16 protein-coding genes are annotated in these 19054 nt (G+C 71.1%); 8 read left to right on the top strand and 8 right to left on the bottom strand.

Annotation, left to right across the window (positions count from 1 at the left end; all coding sequences use genetic code 11):
- Window positions 1–153 precede the first annotated feature (153 nt).
- The gene (locus VFZ92_RS18300; RefSeq protein ID WP_330877158.1) at window positions 154–1374 is read left to right on the top strand and encodes an MFS transporter; all 1221 of its coding nucleotides are present in this window, start codon (window positions 154–156) and stop codon (window positions 1372–1374) included.
- Here VFZ92_RS18300 and VFZ92_RS18295 read toward each other — a convergent pair.
- Window positions 1364–2257, bottom strand: a complete 894-nt coding sequence (locus VFZ92_RS18295) for a LysR family transcriptional regulator (RefSeq protein WP_330877157.1) — start codon at window positions 2255–2257, stop codon at window positions 1364–1366. The genes VFZ92_RS18300 and VFZ92_RS18295 overlap by 11 nt on opposite strands.
- Before the next feature lie 87 nt (window positions 2258–2344).
- On the opposite strand from VFZ92_RS18295, the gene VFZ92_RS18290 reads away from it, so the two are divergent.
- Both VFZ92_RS18290 and VFZ92_RS18285 read left to right on the top strand, forming a co-directional pair.
- Window positions 2345–3289 carry a ribose-phosphate pyrophosphokinase gene (locus VFZ92_RS18290; protein ID WP_330877156.1) on the top strand — a complete coding sequence of 315 codons (945 nt, stop codon included), beginning with the start codon at window positions 2345–2347 and terminating at the stop codon, window positions 3287–3289.
- Between the two features lie 103 nt (window positions 3290–3392).
- Window positions 3393–4142, top strand: a complete 750-nt coding sequence (locus tag VFZ92_RS18285; protein WP_330877155.1) for a VOC family protein — start codon at window positions 3393–3395, stop codon at window positions 4140–4142.
- 55 nt (window positions 4143–4197) lie between these two features.
- Here the strand turns inward: VFZ92_RS18285 and VFZ92_RS18280 are convergent, their stop codons facing one another.
- A complete protein-coding gene (locus VFZ92_RS18280) occupies window positions 4198–4659 on the bottom strand; it encodes a MarR family winged helix-turn-helix transcriptional regulator (protein WP_330877154.1) in 462 nt (153 codons plus the stop codon).
- Window positions 4660–4827: 168 nt separating this feature from the next.
- Between VFZ92_RS18280 and VFZ92_RS18275 the strand changes: the two genes are divergently transcribed.
- On the top strand, window positions 4828–5334 hold the full coding sequence (locus tag VFZ92_RS18275; RefSeq protein WP_330877153.1) for a DinB family protein: 507 nt from the start codon (window positions 4828–4830) through the stop codon (window positions 5332–5334).
- Between the two features lies 1 nt (window position 5335).
- Here VFZ92_RS18275 and VFZ92_RS18270 read toward each other — a convergent pair whose 3' ends face one another.
- Together VFZ92_RS18270 and VFZ92_RS18265 are read right to left on the bottom strand one after the other, a co-directional pair.
- Complete coding sequence (locus VFZ92_RS18270; RefSeq protein ID WP_330877152.1) at window positions 5336–6277, bottom strand: aminoglycoside phosphotransferase family protein; 942 nt, start codon at window positions 6275–6277, stop codon at window positions 5336–5338.
- Window positions 6278–6365: 88 nt separating this feature from the next.
- Complete coding sequence (locus VFZ92_RS18265; RefSeq protein ID WP_330877151.1) at window positions 6366–7106, bottom strand: carbonic anhydrase family protein; 741 nt, start codon at window positions 7104–7106, stop codon at window positions 6366–6368.
- 263 nt (window positions 7107–7369) lie between these two features.
- Between VFZ92_RS18265 and VFZ92_RS18260 the strand changes: the two genes are divergently transcribed.
- The gene (locus VFZ92_RS18260) at window positions 7370–7900 is read left to right on the top strand and encodes a hypothetical protein (RefSeq protein WP_330877150.1); all 531 of its coding nucleotides are present in this window, start codon (window positions 7370–7372) and stop codon (window positions 7898–7900) included.
- Between the two features lie 55 nt (window positions 7901–7955).
- On the opposite strand, the gene VFZ92_RS18255 is transcribed toward VFZ92_RS18260, so the two are convergent.
- The gene (locus tag VFZ92_RS18255; RefSeq protein ID WP_330877149.1) at window positions 7956–10454 is read right to left on the bottom strand and encodes a M14 family zinc carboxypeptidase; all 2499 of its coding nucleotides are present in this window, start codon (window positions 10452–10454) and stop codon (window positions 7956–7958) included.
- Between the two features lie 177 nt (window positions 10455–10631).
- Here VFZ92_RS18255 and VFZ92_RS18250 point away from each other — a divergent pair, with 177 nt between their 5' ends.
- The 3 genes from VFZ92_RS18250 (at window position 10632) to VFZ92_RS18240 (ending at window position 13859) form a co-directional block, all read left to right on the top strand.
- A complete protein-coding gene (locus VFZ92_RS18250) occupies window positions 10632–11348 on the top strand; it encodes a PP2C family protein-serine/threonine phosphatase (protein WP_330877148.1) in 717 nt (238 codons plus the stop codon).
- A 322-nt stretch (window positions 11349–11670) separates the two neighbouring features.
- Entirely contained in the window at window positions 11671–11874 is a 204-nt protein-coding gene (locus tag VFZ92_RS18245) for a cold-shock protein (protein ID WP_106189155.1), read from the top strand.
- 119 nt (window positions 11875–11993) lie between these two features.
- The gene (locus VFZ92_RS18240; protein ID WP_414719934.1) at window positions 11994–13859 is read left to right on the top strand and encodes an ABC transporter ATP-binding protein; all 1866 of its coding nucleotides are present in this window, start codon (window positions 11994–11996) and stop codon (window positions 13857–13859) included.
- Between the two features lie 56 nt (window positions 13860–13915).
- Here VFZ92_RS18240 and VFZ92_RS18235 read toward each other — a convergent pair whose 3' ends face one another.
- The 3 genes from VFZ92_RS18235 to VFZ92_RS18225 all read right to left on the bottom strand — a co-directional run bounded on the left by VFZ92_RS18235 (window position 13916) and on the right by VFZ92_RS18225 (window position 19021).
- The gene (locus tag VFZ92_RS18235) at window positions 13916–14902 is read right to left on the bottom strand and encodes a GDSL-type esterase/lipase family protein (protein ID WP_330877147.1); all 987 of its coding nucleotides are present in this window, start codon (window positions 14900–14902) and stop codon (window positions 13916–13918) included.
- A 147-nt stretch (window positions 14903–15049) separates the two neighbouring features.
- On the bottom strand, window positions 15050–16972 hold the full coding sequence (locus tag VFZ92_RS18230; RefSeq protein WP_330877146.1) for a maleylacetate reductase and hydroxyquinol 1,2-dioxygenase domain-containing protein: 1923 nt from the start codon (window positions 16970–16972) through the stop codon (window positions 15050–15052).
- 573 nt (window positions 16973–17545) lie between these two features.
- Window positions 17546–19021 carry a recombinase family protein gene (locus VFZ92_RS18225; protein ID WP_330877145.1) on the bottom strand — a complete coding sequence of 492 codons (1476 nt, stop codon included), beginning with the start codon at window positions 19019–19021 and terminating at the stop codon, window positions 17546–17548.
- Window positions 19022–19054 lie beyond the last annotated feature (33 nt).

The raw sequence follows: 19054 nt of genomic DNA, 5'->3' as shown, positions 1-19054 counted from the left end.
TGATCGCGCCCATACGTCGTGCGATTGCAGGGCATCTGACATGCATTTATCCCGGATTGAGATGAATGGCAGCATCAGATGTCGTTGGACGTGATCAGAGGGGCGGCGCACGCTCGACGGAGACCGACCGACGCTCGACAGGAGGCGCACGTCATGACCGACTCGGCCACGGTGCTCACCCGCCCCACGGCACCGCACCGACCGCTGCTCGGTGCGGGCCACGGGTTCTGGGTTGTCGCGTCCTCGTTCCTGGTCGCGATGGCGTTCTCCACGGTGCCCACGCCGCTCTACGTGCTCTACCAGCAGCGCGACCACTTCTCGTCGTTCGTCGTGACGGTGCTGTTCGCCGCGTACGCGGTGGGTGTGGTGCTGAGCCTGTTCCTGGCCGGTCACGTCAGCGACTGGGTCGGGCGGCGGACGGTGCTCGTGCCCGCGTTGCTGCTGCTGGCGGGGGCGGCGGTGGTGTTCCTGGTCGCGACGACGGTGGCAGAACTGTTCGCGGCGCGGCTGGTGACCGGTGTCGGGGTCGGCATGATCACGGCGACCGCCACGGCCTACCTGTCCGAGCTGCACGCTGACGACCGGCCGCACGCGGGGCTGGGCAGGGCGGAACTCGTCGCCACGGCGGCGAACCTCGGCGGGCTCGGGTTCGGCACGTTGGTCTCCGGTGTCCTGGCGCAGTACGTCACGGGGCCGCTGACGACGTCGTACGCGGTGTTCCTGGTGCTGCTGGTGGTGAGCGCGGCCGTCGTCGCGTTCGTGCCGGAGACGGTCGCGGTCGAGTCGCGGTCGTACCACCCGCAGCGGGTGTCGGTGCCGGAACTGGCCAGGGCGCACTACTTCGCCGCGGGCGCCGCGGCGGGGGCCTCGTTCGCCACCCTGGGCCTGTTCACCTCGCTGGCCCCGGCTTTCGTCGCGAACACGCTGCACATGCCGTCGCGCGCGCTGGCGGGCGCGGTGGCGTTCCTGGTGTTCGGTTCGGCGGCGTCGACGCAGATCCTGTTCCGCCGCAAGGGCACGCGCCACCAGCTCGCCGTCGGCACCACCACGATGAGCGCAGGGCTCGCCGTCGTGACCGCGGCGCTGTTCGCGTCGAGCCTGCCGCTGTTCCTGGTGGGCGGGGCGGCGGCGGGCGCGGGCATGGGCGTGCTGTTCAAGGGGGCGGTCTCGACGGTCGCGGCGCTCAGCTCGCCCACCTCGCGCGGGGAGGCGCTGGCGGGGCTGTTCCTCGCCGGTTACCTCGGGCTGGCGGTGCCCGTGCTGCTGCTCGGCATCGCCGCCCAGTACGTCGCCGCGCCGTACGCGGTGCTCGGGTTCTCGGCGGCCGTGCTGGTGGTGTCGGCGACGGCGGGACGCAGGCTGCTCAGGGGCTAGGCCGCACGTACTGGTCCACCATGGCCAGCAGCGCGCGCAGGGCGGCGCTCGGCCGCCGGGTCGAGGAGGTCGCGAGGGACAGCGTCCAGCGCAGGTCCACTCCGGACACGGCGACCTGGTGCACGTCGTCGGCGAGCACCAGGTCGAAGTCCGGCACCAGCGCGATGCCCAGTCCGGCGTGGACGTAGTCCGGCACGGCGTTCAGGTGCGCCACCTCGACGGTGACCCGCCGTTCGACCCGCGCCGCGGCGAACGCCCGGTCGACCAGGACGCGGTTGCCCCACCCCGGCGGTGTGTCGACGAACTCCTGGTTCGCGAGGTCGGTCAGGCGCACGCTCGCGCGGCCCGCCAGCGGGTGGTCGTCGCGCACCAGCAGGACCACGGACGTGACGACGAGTCCCCGCGCCGTCACACCGGCGGGCGGGGAGTCGTTGAGCGCCAGGAACGCCACGTCCAGCTCACCGTCCACAAGCGACGTCACGAGGCCGCTCGTGCCGCTGGTGGCGGCGCGCAGCCGGATCGTCACCCCGGGGTGCTCCACGTGGTAGCGGCCGAGCAGACCGGGCAGGTCGACCAGCGTCAGACCGGTCATGGTGCCGAGGTTGATCGTGCCCCGGACGCCCGCCACCACCTCCTGCACGGCGTCGCGGGCGGCCTGCGCCGCGTCCAGGGTGGTCCGCGCCTCGCGCAGCAGCGCCCTGCCCGCGTCGGTCAGCGCCACCTCCCTGGTGGACCGGTCGAACAGCGGCGCGCCCAGCTCGCGCTCCAGCGCGCGGATCACCGTCGACACCCCGGACTGCACGACCCGCAGCCTGTGCGACGCGCGGGTGAAGCTCAGCTCCTCGGCGACCGCGACGAAGTACTCGAGGTGGCGCAACTCCATCGGCGGAGTATCACACCGACGAACATCACCCGCCGAAGCGGCGCGGGAACACCCGATCGGAGCCGTCGGCGCGATTAGGCTCGAAGGGTGCGTGACATCGCGGTTTTCACCGGCACTGCCCATCCCGAGCTCGCGGCCGAGATCTGCACCCACCTCGGCACGCCCCTGCTTCCCACCAGGGTCCAGCGGTTCGCCAACGATTGCATCGAGGTCCAGCTCCAGGCGAACTGCCGGGAACGGGACGTGTTCCTCATCCAGCCGCTCGTGCCGCCCGTCCAGGAGAACCTCGTCGAGCTGCTGCTGATGCTCGACGCCGCCCGCGGCGCGTCCGCGGCCCGCACCACCGTCGTCATGCCCCACTACGCCTACGCCCGGTCCGACAAGAAGGACGCGCCGCGCATCTCCATCGGCGCCCGCCTGGTCGCGGACCTGCTGGTCACGGCGGGCGCGAGCCGCGTGCTCGCGATGACCCTGCACTCGCCGCAGGTGCACGGCTTCTTCAGCATCCCCGTCGACCACCTGCACGCGCTGCGCGAACTGGCCGCGCACTTCAAGCAGTACGACCTGAGCAACACCGTCGTGGTCTCCCCCGACCTCGGCAACGCCAAGGAGGCGGCGCACTTCGCGCGCATCCTCGGCGTGCCCGTCGCGGCCGGCGCGAAGCAGCGGTTCGCCGACGACAAGGTGCACATCAGCGCGGTGATCGGCCAGGTGCGGGGCAAGGACGTGATCGTCCTGGACGACGAGATCGCCAAGGGCAGCACCGTCGTGGAGCTGCTGGAGCGGTTGCGGGAGCGGGAGAGCGGCACGATGCGGATCGCGTGCACGCACGGGCTGTTCTCCGACGGCGCGCTGGAGCGGCTCGGCGCGGCGCCGGACGTGCTGGAGATCGTCTGCACGAACACGGTGCCGATCGCGAAGGAGAAGCACGTGCCCAAGCTGAAGGTGCTGTCCGTCGCCCGCCCGCTCGCCGAGGCGATGCGCCGGATCCACAACGGGGAGTCGGTCAGCACCCTGTTCGAGGCCCCCTAACTTTCCGCGCCACCACCCCTGCTTCCGGCTCCACCGGACGACAACGCGCGGGACCCGCCGCTAGCTTCGGAGCCCCCACTCCGCTACTCCCCGGAGGCTAGAAATGGTCACTCGCGACACGGCATGGCCCGCGGGCACACCTGCCTGGGCCGACCTCGGCGCCGACGTCGACAAGGCCACAGCGTTCTACTCGGGTCTGTTCGGCTGGGAAGCCGAGCAGCTCGAACCCGCCGAGATGGGTTACTGGTCCGCGAAGCTCGGTGGCCGCAAGGTCGCGGGCCTCGGCGTCCAGCAGGACACGTCGCAGCCGCCGTCGTGGACCACCTACCTGGCCACCGACGACGTCGACGCCACCGCGGCGAAGGTCGAGTCGGCAGGCGGCAAGATCCTCGTGCAGCCCTCGGACGTCCTCGGCCAGGGCCGCATGGCCATCGCCCTCGACCCGCAGGGCGCCGTGTTCGGCCTGTGGCAGGCGGGCGAGCACACCGGCGCGCAGCTCGTGAACGAGCCCGGCGCGATCGCGTGGAGCGAGAACACGAGCCACGACTTCGAGGGCAACAAGAAGTTCTACGCCCAGGTGTTCGGCTACGCCTACGACGACCTCAGCTCCGGTGACTTCCAGTACTCGGCCGCGTCGCTCGGCGGCGAGGCCGTCGCGGGGATCGGCGGGGCGTTCGCCGAAGCGCCCTCCTCGTGGGTCACGTACTTCTCGGTCGCCGACGCGGACGCGGCCGTGGCGAAGGTCGCGGAACTCGGCGGCCACGTGATCCTGCCGCCCTCGGACAGCCCCTACGGGCGGTCCGCGCTGGTCAGCGACGACCAGGGCACGGTCTTCGCGGTGATCTCGAACTGACGGTCCCGCCTCAGCCGCGTCCTCCTCACGGTGGGCGCGGCTCCGGCGTGCCCGGCTACGGCTCGACGCGGCGGCGCTGGTGCTCCACGACGTCGGTGAACATGCTCTTGAACTGCGCGTAGGCCTCCGGACCCATGCGGCGGGCGTGGCGGCGTTCCAGGGCGGCCACGAACGTGTCGGCCACGCGCATCTGGTCGAGGCCGCGTTCGGTGGGGCAGATCAGCTTGGCGCGGCGGTCCACCGGGTCGGGCCTGCGCTCGACGTAGCCGAGGCGTTCGAGCTCGTCCACGACGGTGCCGATCACCTGCTTGTGCACGCCCGACAGTCGGGACAGGTCGGTGGCGCGCACGCCGTCCTTGTCGAGGTAGGCGAGGACGGAGCCGTGGCGGGGGTGGAGGTCGGGGAAGCCCTTCTCCGCGAACGTCGTGAACATCTCCCGCTGGAACGCGAACAGCAACCTGCCGGCCAGGACGCCGAGATCGGGCTCTGCGGTCGTCCGGTCGGTGCGCGCGCCCATGCGTGGTCTCCTCGGTGGTCCCGGTTCTTGACCGTCAAGTCTAGTTGTCGGCTCACCCGGCACGGTCGCCGCGGAACTCCGCGGATCCGCCCGCGATCGAGGACAGGAGGTGTCCGCGATGCCTTCTAGGCTCGTTCTCATCAGCTCAGAGGAAAGAAGGCGGACACGATGACCGGCACCCTCACCACCACCGGCGAACGAGCGGACCTGCTGGAGACGCTGGCCAAGCACCGGTTCTTCCTGCGCGGCACGACGCGGGGGCTGACCGACGAGCAGGCGGGCTCGCACCCGACCGTGAGCGCGCTGTCCCTCGGCGGGCTGATCAAGCACGTCGCCGCGACCGAGGCGTCCTGGTCGCGGTTCATCGTCGGCGGCGCGACGCTGATGGAGGACGGCGCGATCCCGTGGGAGGAGCAGCACCGGATGATGCCGGGCGAGACCCTGGCCGGGCTGCTGGACGCCTACGAGGAGGTCGCGCGCACGACCGACGAGCTGGTCGCGACGCTGCCCGACCTCGACGTGGCGCACCCGCTGCCGGTGGCGCCGTGGTTCGAGGCGGGCAAGTCCTGGTCGGCGCGCCGCGTCCTGCTGCACCTGATCGCGGAGACCTCGCAGCACGCGGGCCACGCCGACATCCTGCGCGAGTCGATCGACGGCCAGAAGTCGATGGGCTGAGCTAGAACGCGGGCGGGGTGGCGCGCCAGGCCTCGAGCGCGGGCTTGAGGCCCTCGGCGAGCAGGGGGAGCTGCGGCACCAGCGCGAGGCAGGCGACCACCTGGACGAACCCGGCGGCGCCCATCACGGCGAGCACCTCGCGGTTCAGGGGCGGGAGGCCCAGCGCGGCGGCGGCGCGGTCGTAGGCGGCCTCGCCGTCCGGACCGATCATCACGAGGTCGCGTTCGACCGGTCCGCTGGTGACCAGCTCGAAGTCCGCGTGCAGGTCGCCGTGGACGGTGGAGACCAGGTTCGCGGGCGGCGAGTCGCCGTGCACGGTCTGCACCGCCACGTCGGGGAAGGCCTTCGCGAAGCCCTCGCGGGAGCCGACGACCGGCTCCAGGGCCGCCCACTCGCGCCGGGCCCGGTCGAGGTCGGCGGCGTCGATCAGGTCGGGGCGCGACGCGAGGAAGTCGAGGTTCTCGGTGACCGTGTGGTCGAACGACGACATGAACGGCAGCTCGCCGGGGTAGTCGCTCAGCGCCGCGTGCAGCTCGGCCGTCGCGGCGGCGTTGTGCGCGTAGTCCGGCTCGACGTCCTGCCTGATGTCGACCAGCTGCCAGAACGTCATGGAGAAGCCGTCGCGCTGGACGGGTTCGCGCGGCACGAGCGGGCTCGGCGGGATCACCGGGAACCCGCGGTCGGCCAGCCAGCCGACGACGGCCAGTTCGTCGCTCTGGCGGCGGTGCTGGGCGACGAGGTCGGCCCGGAACGACGGCACCAGGACGGTGGGCACGCGGACGACCACCGGCGAGGGCGCGAGGTGCACGACGACGGAGAACACGTCGTGCAGGACCTTCGGCTCGGTCACCTCCAGGCCGAGGGCGCGGCCCGCCCCGACCGCCGCGGCGAGGGCGCGGGACGTGCGGGAGGCGAGCTCTTCGGGCGTCGAGATTCCAGGCATACCGCCCATCCTGCCATCGGCCCCAGATCCGACGCCCCCCATTTACCCGGCGGGGCCGTCCGCTTCCTCGGACGGCCCCGCCGACCTGCTAGAACTGCGGGACCTCGGTCACGGTCCGGCCGTTGAGCGGCTGGGTGGCGCGGGCGTTGCCGCTGGTGAACAGGCCCTGGAACCGGTTGATGGTCGCCTGGGACACGGTCAGCTCGCTGGTCAGGAACCACTGCACGCCCTCGGTGAACGGCGCGGTGGTCAGCGACCCGTTGTAGCGGAACGTGGTGTGGTTGCGCGGCAGGAGCGAGTTCAGGTCCACGTCGCCGACCTCGACGTTCTCGCCGCACTCGGGCGCGAGCCTCGCCAGCACCCTGTCCACGGTGGACGGTGCGCCCGCGCGCAGCGGAACGCCGACCACCAGCAGCGCGCCCGCCGCGCTGCGGTGCACGAAGTGCATCTCCATCGGGTCGGAACGGCCCTGGAAGCGGTGCTCGGACGGCGTGTGGAAGTGGAACTGCTCCAGCTCGTAGCGGACCCCGGCCACGGTGACGTGGGCGGCGCCGGGCACGACGTTCGCCTCCTCCGTCTCCTCGTGGTGCCGGGTCGTGCACCCGGTCGCGCTGGCCGCGTCCTTGCGGACGTACTCCAGTTCCACGTCGGAGTGGCCGTAGGAGGTGATCAGCCTCGGCTGCGCGGGGTCGATCCTGATCGAGCCGATCGTGATGTTGACCGGGCTCTGGTTGGGCACCTGCGACTGGGCGGTGCCACCCCCGGCGGTCACGAACGTGACGGCGAGCGTGAGGGGGGCGATGACGGCGATGAGGCCTCTGCGTGCCACGCGAACGAACCTTTCGGCTGCCGAGAGGGCCTGGTCGGTCCTCTTCGGACAGTCGGCTTGATCACCCGCACGGGTGATATCCGACCGTGTTCGCCCATCCTGGAACCGCGTGATCACGCCGACAAGACCCTTTAACCGGACATAAGTCCCAAAGGTTGTTGAACCACAACGAACTTCCGGCGGGGGACCAGTGATCTGCGCTACTCCGAGCGCTCTCGGTGGTCGAGGAGCGCGATGTGGTCACCGGACGTAGTGTGCGGCCCGTGCTCACGCCCCTCAGCCGCCTCGCCGCCGTGACGTCCGCACTGCTGTCCGCCGTCGTGCCCGCGGACGGGACCTGGACGGCGGGACCGTGCCCGTCGCCCTCGGGGGTCACGGTCGCGGTCGACACCACGGGCGCGGGCGGCTCCGGAACCGCGGTCCGGTGCGCCTCCGGCGATCCGGGGACCGCTCGGGCCGCGCTGGAGCGGGCGGGGTTCGCCGTGCGCGCGGGCGCGGGGACCGGGTCCTACGGCGACCGGGACTACGTGTGCCGCGTCGACGGCCTCCCCGCCGCGGAGGCGTGCGACGGGCACGTCGGCGGCGAGGCGCACTGGAAGGTGTGGCGGGTCGCCCTCGACCCGCTCGCCTGGCGCGGCAGCGGCACCGACGGCGGTCCGAGCGCGCTGCGGGTGTGCCCCGGCGGGCTGGTCGGGTTCAGCTTCGGCGTCGGAACGCCGGAGCGGCCGAACACCATGACGGCGTCCCCCGAGGACGTCGTCGGCGAGCCCGGCTGGCTACCACCCACCTGCTGAGCCCCCGGTCGGCGGCGCGGGGCCTCCCGGACGTCCGGGAGGCCCCGCGCTCCGGCTAGCGCTTGCGCTGCTTGGTGGCGCGGGCCGAGTCGGTGCACACGGCGCCGACGTCGACGGTCTGGCCGCGGTCCACGAACACGTCGGTCAGGCCGACGATGCGGCCCCGGCGGTCCTTGCACGTGAGCGTGTACGACTCCTTCGGGCCGTACGTGGCGGGGACCGGCGGGGCGAACTCGACCAGTCCACCCGTCCAGTCGTCCGGCGTCGCCGGGTTCGCCTGGCTGTAGTTGACGACCACGGCCGTGTACTCACCGGCGGGCGGGTCGAACAGGACCGCGGTCTCGCTGTTCGTGCCGCCCGCGGCGGACGAGGTGACGGTCTCGCCGTCGGCGTCGACGATGAAGAGGTCCCAGTCGGTGGCCGGGGAGCCCCAGTTGACGGTGATGGAGACCTTGCCGTTGTCGACCTCGGGCATCCCCTTGACCGTGAAGGGGATGCGGTCCGCGGTCGGGTCGGCCGGGTACCGGGTGTTCTCGGCGGGCACGCCCTCCGGGTTGGCGAGCTGGATGTCCTGCTGCACCGGGGCCTGCGGGTCGCGGCCGTAGCGGCCCGCGACGTACGGGCGGGTCGACGGGTTGACGGCCCAGGAGAACCTGCCGCCCGTCGCGTCGAGCGTGGAGTTGAGCGTGTCCTGCACGTAGATCGCGGGCTTGGTCGTGCCGTCCGGCTGGCGGACGGGCGACGTGGGCGTCTGGAACGACTTGCGCAGCGCCAGCTCGTAGCCGCGCGGCGCGGTGCCGACCAGCGTCGAGTGGGCCTCGGGGGTGGCCGCGTTCCTCAGCATGTCGAGGAAGGCGGCGCGGTTGCCGCCCTTGCCCGCGCCCTGCGCCGGGGCCTGGCCGAGGTACTCGGCGACGACACCCGTGGAGTACTGCGGGTGGAAGCCGTCGAGACCGATCTCCATCGTGTAGCCGTAGCCGCCGGTCGCCCAGTACGACCAGTCCTCGGTGGTGCCGCTGGTGTCGTACAGCGCCCACGACGGCTGGCTGGTGTAGCCGTTGCGCGAGGCCATGAGGTCGCCGAGCGCCTTGTTCAGCGGCTCGTCCAGCGGCGGCCGGGTGCCGAACACGCCGGGCACGCGCAGCACCAGGTTGGAGTAGGTGTGCAGGGTCATCAGGTTGGTGACCTGGCGGCTGGACACCAGGTCGCGGATGTTGCGCGTCTCCGGCTCGGAGAACGGGCTGGAGCCGCGGAACGTCTCGCCCGACCAGGAGGTCGACGCGCCCGCGCCGCCCCAGAAGCCCGCGTAGTTGCGGTTCGGGTCGGTGCCGCGCTGCGCGCCCGCCGGGTTCGCCTTGCAGACGCCCGTGCGGAACTGCTCCGGGGAGTCGTCCGCCTGGCAGTTCTTGCGCTTCATCTCGTAGTCGAACCGGCTGAAGTCGCCCTTCGGCTCGGCCTCGCGGGAGATGGTGAAGCCGTCGGCGTTGACCACCGGGATGATGATGTTGCGGGTGCGCTCGACGAGGCCTCGCACCTCCCGGTCGCGGGAGTACCCGTCGACCAGCTCGTAGATCCACTCCATCGCGTGCTCGCCCGACGGCCACTCGCGGGCGTGGTGCAGCGCCATCAGCAGGTTGACCGGCTTGCCGTCGGCGGTGTTGGCGACGTTGGTCGCCACCTCGACGCCGACGACGTCCAGGCCCTCGACCGTGGCGTGCGGGAGGGTGAAGGCGCGCACCAGCTTCGGGTTCTCGCGCGCCAACTCCTTCATCTCGAAGTTGTAGTCCCACAGGTGCCGGTAGCCCGTGCGGCCCGAGGGCAGCCCGGTGCGCTCGGTGGTCGCGGCGAACTCGGCGTCCTCGCGGGCGTTCTCGCGGGAGGTGGCGGACAGGTCGGGGTTCAGCACCTCGAAGCGGAACCCGCTCCCGCGCAGCACCTCGCGGTCGGCCTCGCCCGCGAGGACGACGTCGACGCCCGTGGCGTCCGCCTTCTCCGTCACGTCGAGGCCGAGGCCGAGCAGCTTGTTCTTGTCCTGCTGGTCGGCGGTGGCCACGCGGACCAGCTCGGCGCGCTCCGGGGCCGTCTCGGCGGTCACGCCGGGGGTGGGCGTGCCCTGCGGCGTGAGCGCGAGGAAGTCGACGCCCAGCACGACCGAGCGGGTGTCACCGGCGTACCGGCAGCCCTGGACGACGAGCTGCTGCCCCTTGGTCACGAAGCTCTCGGCCAGCTCGCGGGAGGCGAGCGCGGTCGACGCCGCCACCAGCTTTCCGTTCGCCTTGTCGAACACGGCCACGTCCCAGTCGCCGGTGCCGCCGTTCCCGGCGGCCAACCGCGCCTGGACGAGTCCGTCCACTGTGGAGGTCACCTCCCGGCGGTCCACCCCCGCGGTGCGGGCGGGGAGCACTCCGGCGAAGCAGGAACGGGCGACCGCGCGGTCGGCGCGGAGGACGTTCTCCGCGGCGGCCGAGACCGGCGCGTTGAGCCCGAACACGACGGCGGAGCCGACGCCCACCGCGATCACCGCTCTTGCCGCTTGCTTCCGTCTTGACCTCATCCGATCCACCCCTCAGTAGGCCGGCAGCGTGCCGGGGAAGCGACACGGTAGCGACCGGTCGCAGCGGCAGAAACCCCTGTAAGTAGGAGGTTTCTCAGCGTCTTGACAGGTGGTTCTGGCTTGTTTCTTCGGTTTGTCTGGCTTCCTGGGGTCAGAGCGAACGACGAGGAGGACGCCATGCTGGTGGAACAGGTGCCGCGGCCGGTCCGGTTGACCAGCGGGACGTGCAGCGAGCGGGGGCCGCGCGGGCACAACGCGGACGCCGCGGCGACCTGCCGCGACCCCTCCTCGGGCGGCCTGGCCTTCGCCGTGGCGGACGGCATCGGCGACTCCGAGGGCGCGGGGAGGGCCGCCCGGCTCGCGGCCGGGGCGGCGGCGCGCGAGGCGGCCCGGCTCGGCGCGGGTCGGGCCGTGGCGGCGGCGCGCGCGGTGCTGGAGGCGTGGCTGCCCGACGACGAGCGCCACCTGGCGGGTGACGCCGTGCTCGTGACGGCGGCTCCCCGGCTCGGCGGCGGCTTCACGGTGGCCTGGGCGGGTGACGCGCGGGCCTACTTCTGGGACGGGACGGCGCTGACGCGGCTGACGACCGACCAGACGGTGGCCGAGCACTTCCGCGCCCGCGGGCGGACGCCGACGCCGCGGATGGAGCACGTGGTGACCAACTCGGTGCGGATGAGCGACCCCTCGTCGATCGGGCTGGCGCACGCGCCCCGCGGCGCGGGAAGGCTGGTCCTCACCACGGACGGCGTCCACGGGCGCCTCGCGCACGAGGACCTGCGGCTCGTCCTCGCGGGCGCGGGCGACCCGGCGGCGGCCTCGGCGCTGCTGGTGGGGGCCGCCCTGCGCGCGGGCGGCACGGACAACGCCACCGCCCTGGTGGTCGACGTGACGTGAGACGCGAATTTTCGACTTGATTTCCTGACGAAACGAGAAAATATGTGATTCACATCACAGGTAGTGTGCGATTTTCCCCCCGGCCACTTCGGGCGTCCAGTTCACTCGAACAGGTGGCCCAGGCGGGAAAATGAGGGCCGAAGGGCCCGAAAAACGCGGGAGCCGCACTGAAAAATATGGCTCTGACCAGGCCGAACAACGTGATTTAGCCCGCTTCTGCGAGTACGACGGCGCAAAACCGGCCCGGACGTGGCAAGATACCGGGAGAGATCAGGGTTCCTCGTCGTGAGGACCTGACTCAGGCTTACAAGGAGTTAGTCGCATGGCGCAGGGCACTGTTAAGTGGTTCAACGGCGAAAAGGGCTTCGGCTTCATCGAGCAGGACGGTGGCGGTCCTGACGTCTTCGTCCACTACTCGGAGATCACGGGCAGCGGTTTCAAGTCCCTCGACGAGGGTCAGCGCGTGGAGTTCGAGATCGGCCAGGGCCAGAAGGGCCCGCAGGCCCAGCAGGTCCGCACCGTCTGATCTGTTCGTGAAGTTGTGGGCTCGTACTCCATGGGGAGTGCGGGCCCACACCGCGTTGCAGGGCCTTTTTTCCGGTTGACCTCACCTTAAGTCGAGGTCCTACCGTCGGCCGCATGAGCATGGATGTCACCGCGTGGATGTCGCTGCACCACGTCATGAACGCCCAGCAGGACAAGCGACCGTTCTCCAAGGCGACCCTGGGGCGCATAGCCCGGTTCGCCGCACCGCACCGCTCCCGGCTGGCCCGGTTCCTGGCGCTGAGCGTCGTCGCCGCGGTCCTCACCGTCGCGACACCCGTGATCGCGGGCCGGATCGTCACCGCCATCAACGACGGCGGGCCCCTGAACGTCGTGGTCGGCCTCGCCGGGCTGATCGCCGTGATCGCCGTGGTGGAGGCGGGCGTCGGGGTGCTGTCCCGGTGGCTGTCCTCCAGCATCGGTGAAGGCCTGATCCTCGACCTGCGCACCGCCGTCTTCGACCACGTGCAGCGGATGCCCGTCGCCTTCTTCACCCGCACGCGGACCGGCGCGCTGGTGAGCAGGCTCAACAACGACGTCATCGGGGCGCAGCGGGCGTTCAGCGACACGCTGTCCGGCGTGGTCAGCAACCTGGTGACGCTGCTGCTGACGCTGGTCGTGATGATCGGCATCTCGTGGCAGATCACGCTGCTGGCGCTGGTGCTGCTGCCCGTCTTCGTGCTCCCCGCCCGGCGGATGGGCGGCAAGCTCGCCGCGCTGGAGCGGGAGGCCGCGAACCACGACGCCGCCATGAGCACCCAGATGACCGAGAGGTTCTCGGCGCCGGGTGCGACGCTGGTGAAGCTGTTCGGCAACCCCGCCGGGGAGTCCGCGGAGTTCGCGGCCCGCGCTCGGCGGGTGCGGGACATCGGCGTGCGGTCGGCGATGGTGCAGTGGGTGTTCCTGACCGCGCTGACCATCGTGTCCTCGCTGGCCCTCGCCCTGGTGTACGGGCTGGGCGGGTTCTTCGCGCTGCGCGGCTCGCTGGAGCCCGGCGCGGTGGTGGCGCTGGCGCTGCTGATCACCAGGCTGTACACGCCGCTGACGGCGCTGGCCAGCGCGCGGGTCGAGGTCATGACCGCGCTGGTGTCGTTCGAGCGGGTGTTCGAGGTGCTGGACCTGGAGCCGCTGATCGCGGAGAAGCCCGGTGCCGTGCCCGTGCCCGACGGCCCGGTCGGCCTGGAGTTCTCCGGGGTCACCTTCGCCTACCCGTCGGCGGACAGGGTGTCGCTGGCGTCGCTGGAGGAGGTGGCCGCGCTCGACACCCGCGGCGGCGTGGACGTGCTGCACGACGTGTCGTTCCGGGTCGAGCCGGGGCAGATGGTGGCCCTGGTGGGGTCCTCCGGCGCGGGCAAGTCGACGATCGCGCAGCTGGCGGCCCGGCTGTACGACGTGGACTCCGGCAGCGTGCGGCTGGGGGACGTGGACGTCCGGGACCTGACCGCCTCGTCCGTGCGGGCCGCGCTGGGGATGGTGACCCAGGACGGGCACCTGTTCCACGAGTCGATCCGGTCCAACCTGCTGCTGGCGCGGGAGTCCGCGTCCGAGGAGGAGCTGTGGGACGTGCTGGAGCGGGCCCGGCTGTCGTCGTTGATCGCGTCGCTGCCGGACGGGCTGGACACCGTGGTCGGCGAACGCGGGTACCGGCTGTCCGGCGGGGAGCGGCAGCGGTTGACGATCGCGCGGCTGCTGCTGGCCCGGCCGCGGGTGGTGGTGCTGGACGAGGCCACGGCGCACCTGGACTCGACGTCGGAGGCCGCCGTGCAGGAGGCGCTGGGGGAAGCGCTGGCCGGGCGGACGTCCGTGGTGATCGCGCACCGGCTGTCGACCGTGCGGGCCGCCGACCTGATCCTGGTCGTGGAGGACGGGCGCGTGGTGGAGCGGGGGACGCACGCGTCGCTGCTCGCCGCGGGCGGCCGGTACGAGGAGCTGCACCGGACGCAGTTCAGCCAGGAGGTCGCCGCCTGAGCGCGCACGTCCGGCCCGGTCCCCGAGGTGGGGACCGGGCCGGAGGTCGCCGGTCGCTACTGCACCGCGTGCAGGTTGCCGTCCGCGCCCACCAGGCAGCGGGCGGCCTGGGTGCCGGACTGCACGAACTCCGTCACGCACCGGCCCAGCTGCGCGTGGGCCGCCGCGTTCGGGTGGAAGGACTGCTGCGCCAGGTGGATGCCGATCGCGTCCAGGCCGCCGTGCACCAGGGCCTCCGGGTCCACGGTGATGCGGCGCTGCCACTCGCCGGTCGAGCTGCCGCTCTTGTTGCTGCACGCCTCGCGGTTCTCGGTGGCGCGGGCGAAGTCCAGGAACTTCGTGCCGGTCCTGGTCGCCACGCCGCGCAGCGCGTCGGAGAACTGGGGCACGGCCACGGTCCGGCCGTACTCGGCGTCGGCCAGGCGCACCGGGCAGCCGTGCGGGCCGTGCAGGACCTTGTCCATCTTCTCGGTGAGCGGCGACGCGTACGAGGTGAGGACGAAGCTGTACGAGCCCGCCGCGTAGCCCGCCTGCGACATGGCCGAGCGGACGTCGGCGATGGCGTTCTCCACCTTGGGCGCCATCGCCGCGAGCCGCGCGGGCCACTGGGTCTGGAGCGCCGAGCGGCACGGGCTGCCGAACGGGTTCAGCCACGCCGCGATGCAGCTGACGATCGTGTCGGCGAACTGCGGGTCGTCGTTGGCGCCGACCTGGAGCACGACGGTCGTCACGCGGTTCTGCCGGGCGATGTCGATCAGGCGCCTGGCCTGCGAGCCCTCCGTGTAGTGGACGGTGTCGGCCAGCGAGACGTTGGCCGAGTCCGCGCCGGAGCAGGCGAGGTTGAAGGTGCGGTCCGCCACGGCCGTCTGGTGGACCAGCGCCCTGGTGGAGCGGTGGCACCAGTTGCCGTTCTCGCCCTCGGTGCCGGGCTCGTAGGACCCCGCGCCCTCGCCGGAGATCGCGCTGTCGCCGAGCGACACGATGGCGGTGGGACGGGGGTCCGCGGGCGCGGCGGACACGGGCTGCGCCGCCGCCCCGATCATGAGCAGTGAGGCTAAGAGCGCACCGACGCGCATGGCAACTCCTGGAAGATCATGGCCATTTCGCGCCGGTCGACGCAAAATCACCGTAAACTCGGTGTTACGGAACGACAATGCGCCGGATGGGCTGCAAACGTTGTTGGTTCGGTTTCACGAACCCGTCGTCCGGGCCAGGCGGAACGTGAAGTCCAGGCGGCGCCACGGCCCCTCGACCGGTCTGCCGTCCGGCGTCGCACCGGTGGCGGGGCGGAAGTCCACGACCAACTCCTCCTTGACGCCGAAGACCGCGTCGGAGTCAAGGTGGTCGCCGCCCGCCACGAACAGCTGGGTGACCAGCCGCTCGTGGCCCGGCGCGCTGATCATGAAGTGCAGGTGCGGGGCGCGGTACTGGTGGCGGCCGGTCGCGGCGAGCATCTCCCCCACCGGGCCGTCGTCCGGGATCGGGTACGCCGACGGCAGGATCGACCAGAAGGTGAAGCGGCCCGCCTCGTCCGTGGTGAACCTCGCCCGCAGCACCGGGCCGTCCAGGTCGGGCAGCTGGATGTCGTAGAAGCCGTCGTCGTCGGCCTGCCAGACGTCGACGACCGCGTCCTCGACCGGCATCCCGTCCGGGTCGGTGACGTGGATGTCCGCCCACAGCGGGATTCCCGCTGCCCCCGAGGCCAGGTCGGCGCCGGAGGGCGCGGCGGGCGGACCGTCCACGTAGAACGGTCCCAGCACCGCGGACGGCGTCGAGCCGGGCGTGCGGGAGTTCGTCAGCGCGTCGACCACGCTGGACAGCCCGAGGGTGTCGGACAGCAGCACGAACTCCTGCCGCACGGCGCTGCTGATCTGCCCTGTGCGGGTGAGGAAGTCGATCGCGCGCCGCCACTCGGTCTGCGTCAGGTCGTTCTCGGTGGCGTAGGAGTGCAGGCGCCGCACCAGGTCCGCGAGCAGCGCGCGGGTGCGCGGGTCCGGGGTCGCGTCGAAGCTCGCGACGACCTCGGCGGTCAGCCACCCCAGGTCGGGGACGCGGCTCGCGGGACGTCTGCCGTGCCACGCGTCCGACAGCAGCCCGGCGACGCCCGGCGACGTCACCTCGCGCGGGTTCGGGTACGCCCGCGCGGTGGCCAGCTCGACGGCGAGCGGCACGTCCTCCAGCGGGAAGTCCAGGGCGCGCAACGAGGTGGGCCCGCCGACCTCGGCGATCAGGTCGAACACGCCCGCGGGCGCGTCCGGGACCCCGAGCGCCCCCGCGATCCGCTCCATCACCTCGGGCACGGCGGGGGCGTTGTACGCCATGGCGTGCGGCAGGACCACGGTGTGCGTCTGGGCGTGCGGCAGGCCGAACGAGCCGCCGAGGGTGTGGCACAGCTTGTGGTGCAGGCCCATGCCGACCGAGCCGAGGCACGTGCCCGCGAGCCACGCGCCGGTCAGCAGGTCGGCGCGCGTGTCCACGTCGGACGGGTCGGCGGACAGCGCCCGGAGGCCGCGGGACAGGCGGGTGATCGCGTCCAGCGCGATGGCGTCGGTGACGGGCTCGGCCTGCGGCGAGTACAGCGCCTCGACGGCGTGGGCGAGCGCGTTGACCGCGCTGGTGACCGACAGCGGCACCGGGAGGCCGAGGGTGAGGTCGACGTCGTAGACCACGGTCTCCGGGCGGATCTCCGGGGCCGACCTCGTGGTCTTGCGGCCCTCCCTGGTCTCGCCGAGCACGGCGGTCACCTCGGAGCCCGAGTACGTCGTCGGCACGATCACCTGCGGCACGTTGGTGCGCGCGGCCAGCGCCTTGGACAGGCCGGTGGTGGAACCGCCGCCGATCGCGACCACGCAGTCCGCGCTGTGGGAGCGCAGCACCTCCAGCGCGCGCTCGGTCACCTCCACCGGGGTGTGCATCGCGGCGCCGTCGAACCGGGCCGCGAGCGACGGGCCGAGGGACTCCCCGACCCGTCGAGCGACGTCGTCCAGCCGCTCGCTCGCCAGCAGGAGCACGCGGTTGCCGCCCACCCGTTCCACCTCGGCGCGCACCTGCGAGACGGTGCCGGAGCCGAAGACGATCCGGGTCGAGCGGACTTCGTGGACGAAGGGCTTCATCAGACGGTGAACTCCACTAGTGGGGACGACGTGAGCTTGACCTGCGGTTACAGGTCCGACCTCAAGCTTTCGTTGCCGAGCAAGAGTATCCGGACAGTAGCCGCTCAGCCTTCGCGGCACCCATCATGAGCAGGTGGCCTCCCACCGCGCCATGACCGGGAGGCACCGAGTCAGCGTCGGTGCCAGTCGATCAGGGTGCGCCCGACCGCGTACGCGGTACCGAGTCCGATGATCACCATCACGGCCGCAGGGGCGTTGACCAGGCTCATCACCGCGCACAATCCGCGGATTGCTTGGTGCGCAAGGGGATTCCCTCAACCTGCCGCCAACGGTCGTTGCACGTGCGGCATTCCGGCCAGAGCCGATCTGGATGCAGCAGGCCGCCCGCAGTAGCGTTCCGTGTCGATATACCCTGCTACACAAAGACTTCCGAACCGTGTGCAAGCTCCGAGAGCGAAGAGGCCTGAACCGTTCCGGACCTGTTCGAACCGGAAACCGTTGGCAGGTAACGAAAAGTTTCCCAACCAAGCTGACTGGTTGCGAACTTGGCCGTCCGAGCGTGTGATCCGATTGTCACCGACCCCTGGGGACTCGGACCTCCTTGCCGTCCACCAGGCGCACCCACACGACGCGGTCCATGACGGGCACTCGCTTACCCGGCGTCGGACTCCTCATCAGCCGCAGAGTGCCGATCAGGTCAGGGCTGAACAGCGTCTGCGCCAGCGTCCGCCTTGCCGCCATCGGAGCGACGTCCCAGCGCGCCTGCACCCACTCGCGAGGCCCGGTCTCCCCCTGGAGTGCCGCAGGGGTCTTGAGCGCCTTCTCACGCTGCTCAGCCGCCCGGAGCCGGGCAAGGATGCCGGGCTCTGCCCGCGCGGCGAATACCGCCGACAGGGTGCCCGCGCTCACCTGATCGGCGAGTTCGTCAAAGTCACGACGCGCACGCGCGACACCATCACGCACTTCGGCAAGCTTCTTCTCGTCCGCCATGCCCGCGTTGATGGCCGAGTGAGCAGCCTCCGACGAAAGGTAGGAAATGATGACCTCTTCGGCATAGACGTCCAAGTCGGACTTGAACCCTCCGACGTGCCCTGCGGCGTGGCAGGTGTAGGCCATCTCGCCGTGTCGAGTACGCGCGGCCAGCTTCGCGTCGCACACGTCGCAACGAGCGATCATCGACAACAGGTGCGTTCCTCGCCCAGCTCGCGTCGACACTCGTTCCGGAGCTGAGATGATCCTCTGCACAGTTAGGAAATCAGCCTCACTGATGATTCCAGGCCATGCAGCGACGGAGATCGTCAGTGGCCCACCTGCGCGTGGCTTGTGGGAGCGCTGCCCCATGTACAGCACGCGGGACACCATCACCCCTAGATCGCGGCCGGTGAAGGCTTTCCCACTTCGACGCGTGATGCCGCGCTCCGCGAAGTCCGTGGCAATACCGCGAAACGAGTGACCGGCAATGATCCGGGCAAACAGTTCACGTACGACTTCGGCTTCCTCGGGATTTATCTCCTGCTGATCCACACGGCCCGTGTTGGGGTCGCGGGTTCGCCGGTAGCCAAAGGGGATGCGGGCCCACGGCTGACCGTTCAACGCGGCTTGCGCGGCTGTACGCCTACCTCGGGTCGAAGTCTTCGCGGCTTCGTACTCCGAGTCGACCGCGTCTTCGAGGATCGTTCGGCGGTCGCGAGGATTCGAAGGGTCGTAGGTGCGATCATGCGCAGTGACATGGATCATCACCGATGCCTTCTCGCACAACCCGATCAACTCCACCCATTCACCAACCTGCCGCGATCCTCTTGATGATTCCCAGAGGAGCAACACACTCGCCGCGAACTCGCCGCTATGCAGGTCGGCGATCAACTCAGCGAACCCACCACGAACCTTGGCCGAGTAACGAGAAGCGGACACGACGTCTTGGTACGGCTTGCCGAGCGACCACCCTCGTGCGTCAGCCAAGGCCTCGTGATCGGCGTGCTGCTCCTCGTTGGAACGCTGGTGGCCTGACTTGTCCTTCGAAACGCGGAGGTACTCCCGTGCCGTGGTCACGGCACGGGAGAGTACTCCCCACTAGTGGCGCTT

The sequence above is a fragment of the Umezawaea sp. genome, from assembly GCF_036375055.1.
Classification (GTDB): domain Bacteria; phylum Actinomycetota; class Actinomycetes; order Mycobacteriales; family Pseudonocardiaceae; genus Umezawaea.
The sequence above is the reverse complement of the archived record's forward strand: the minus strand, read 5'-3'. Positions and strand labels throughout refer to the sequence as shown.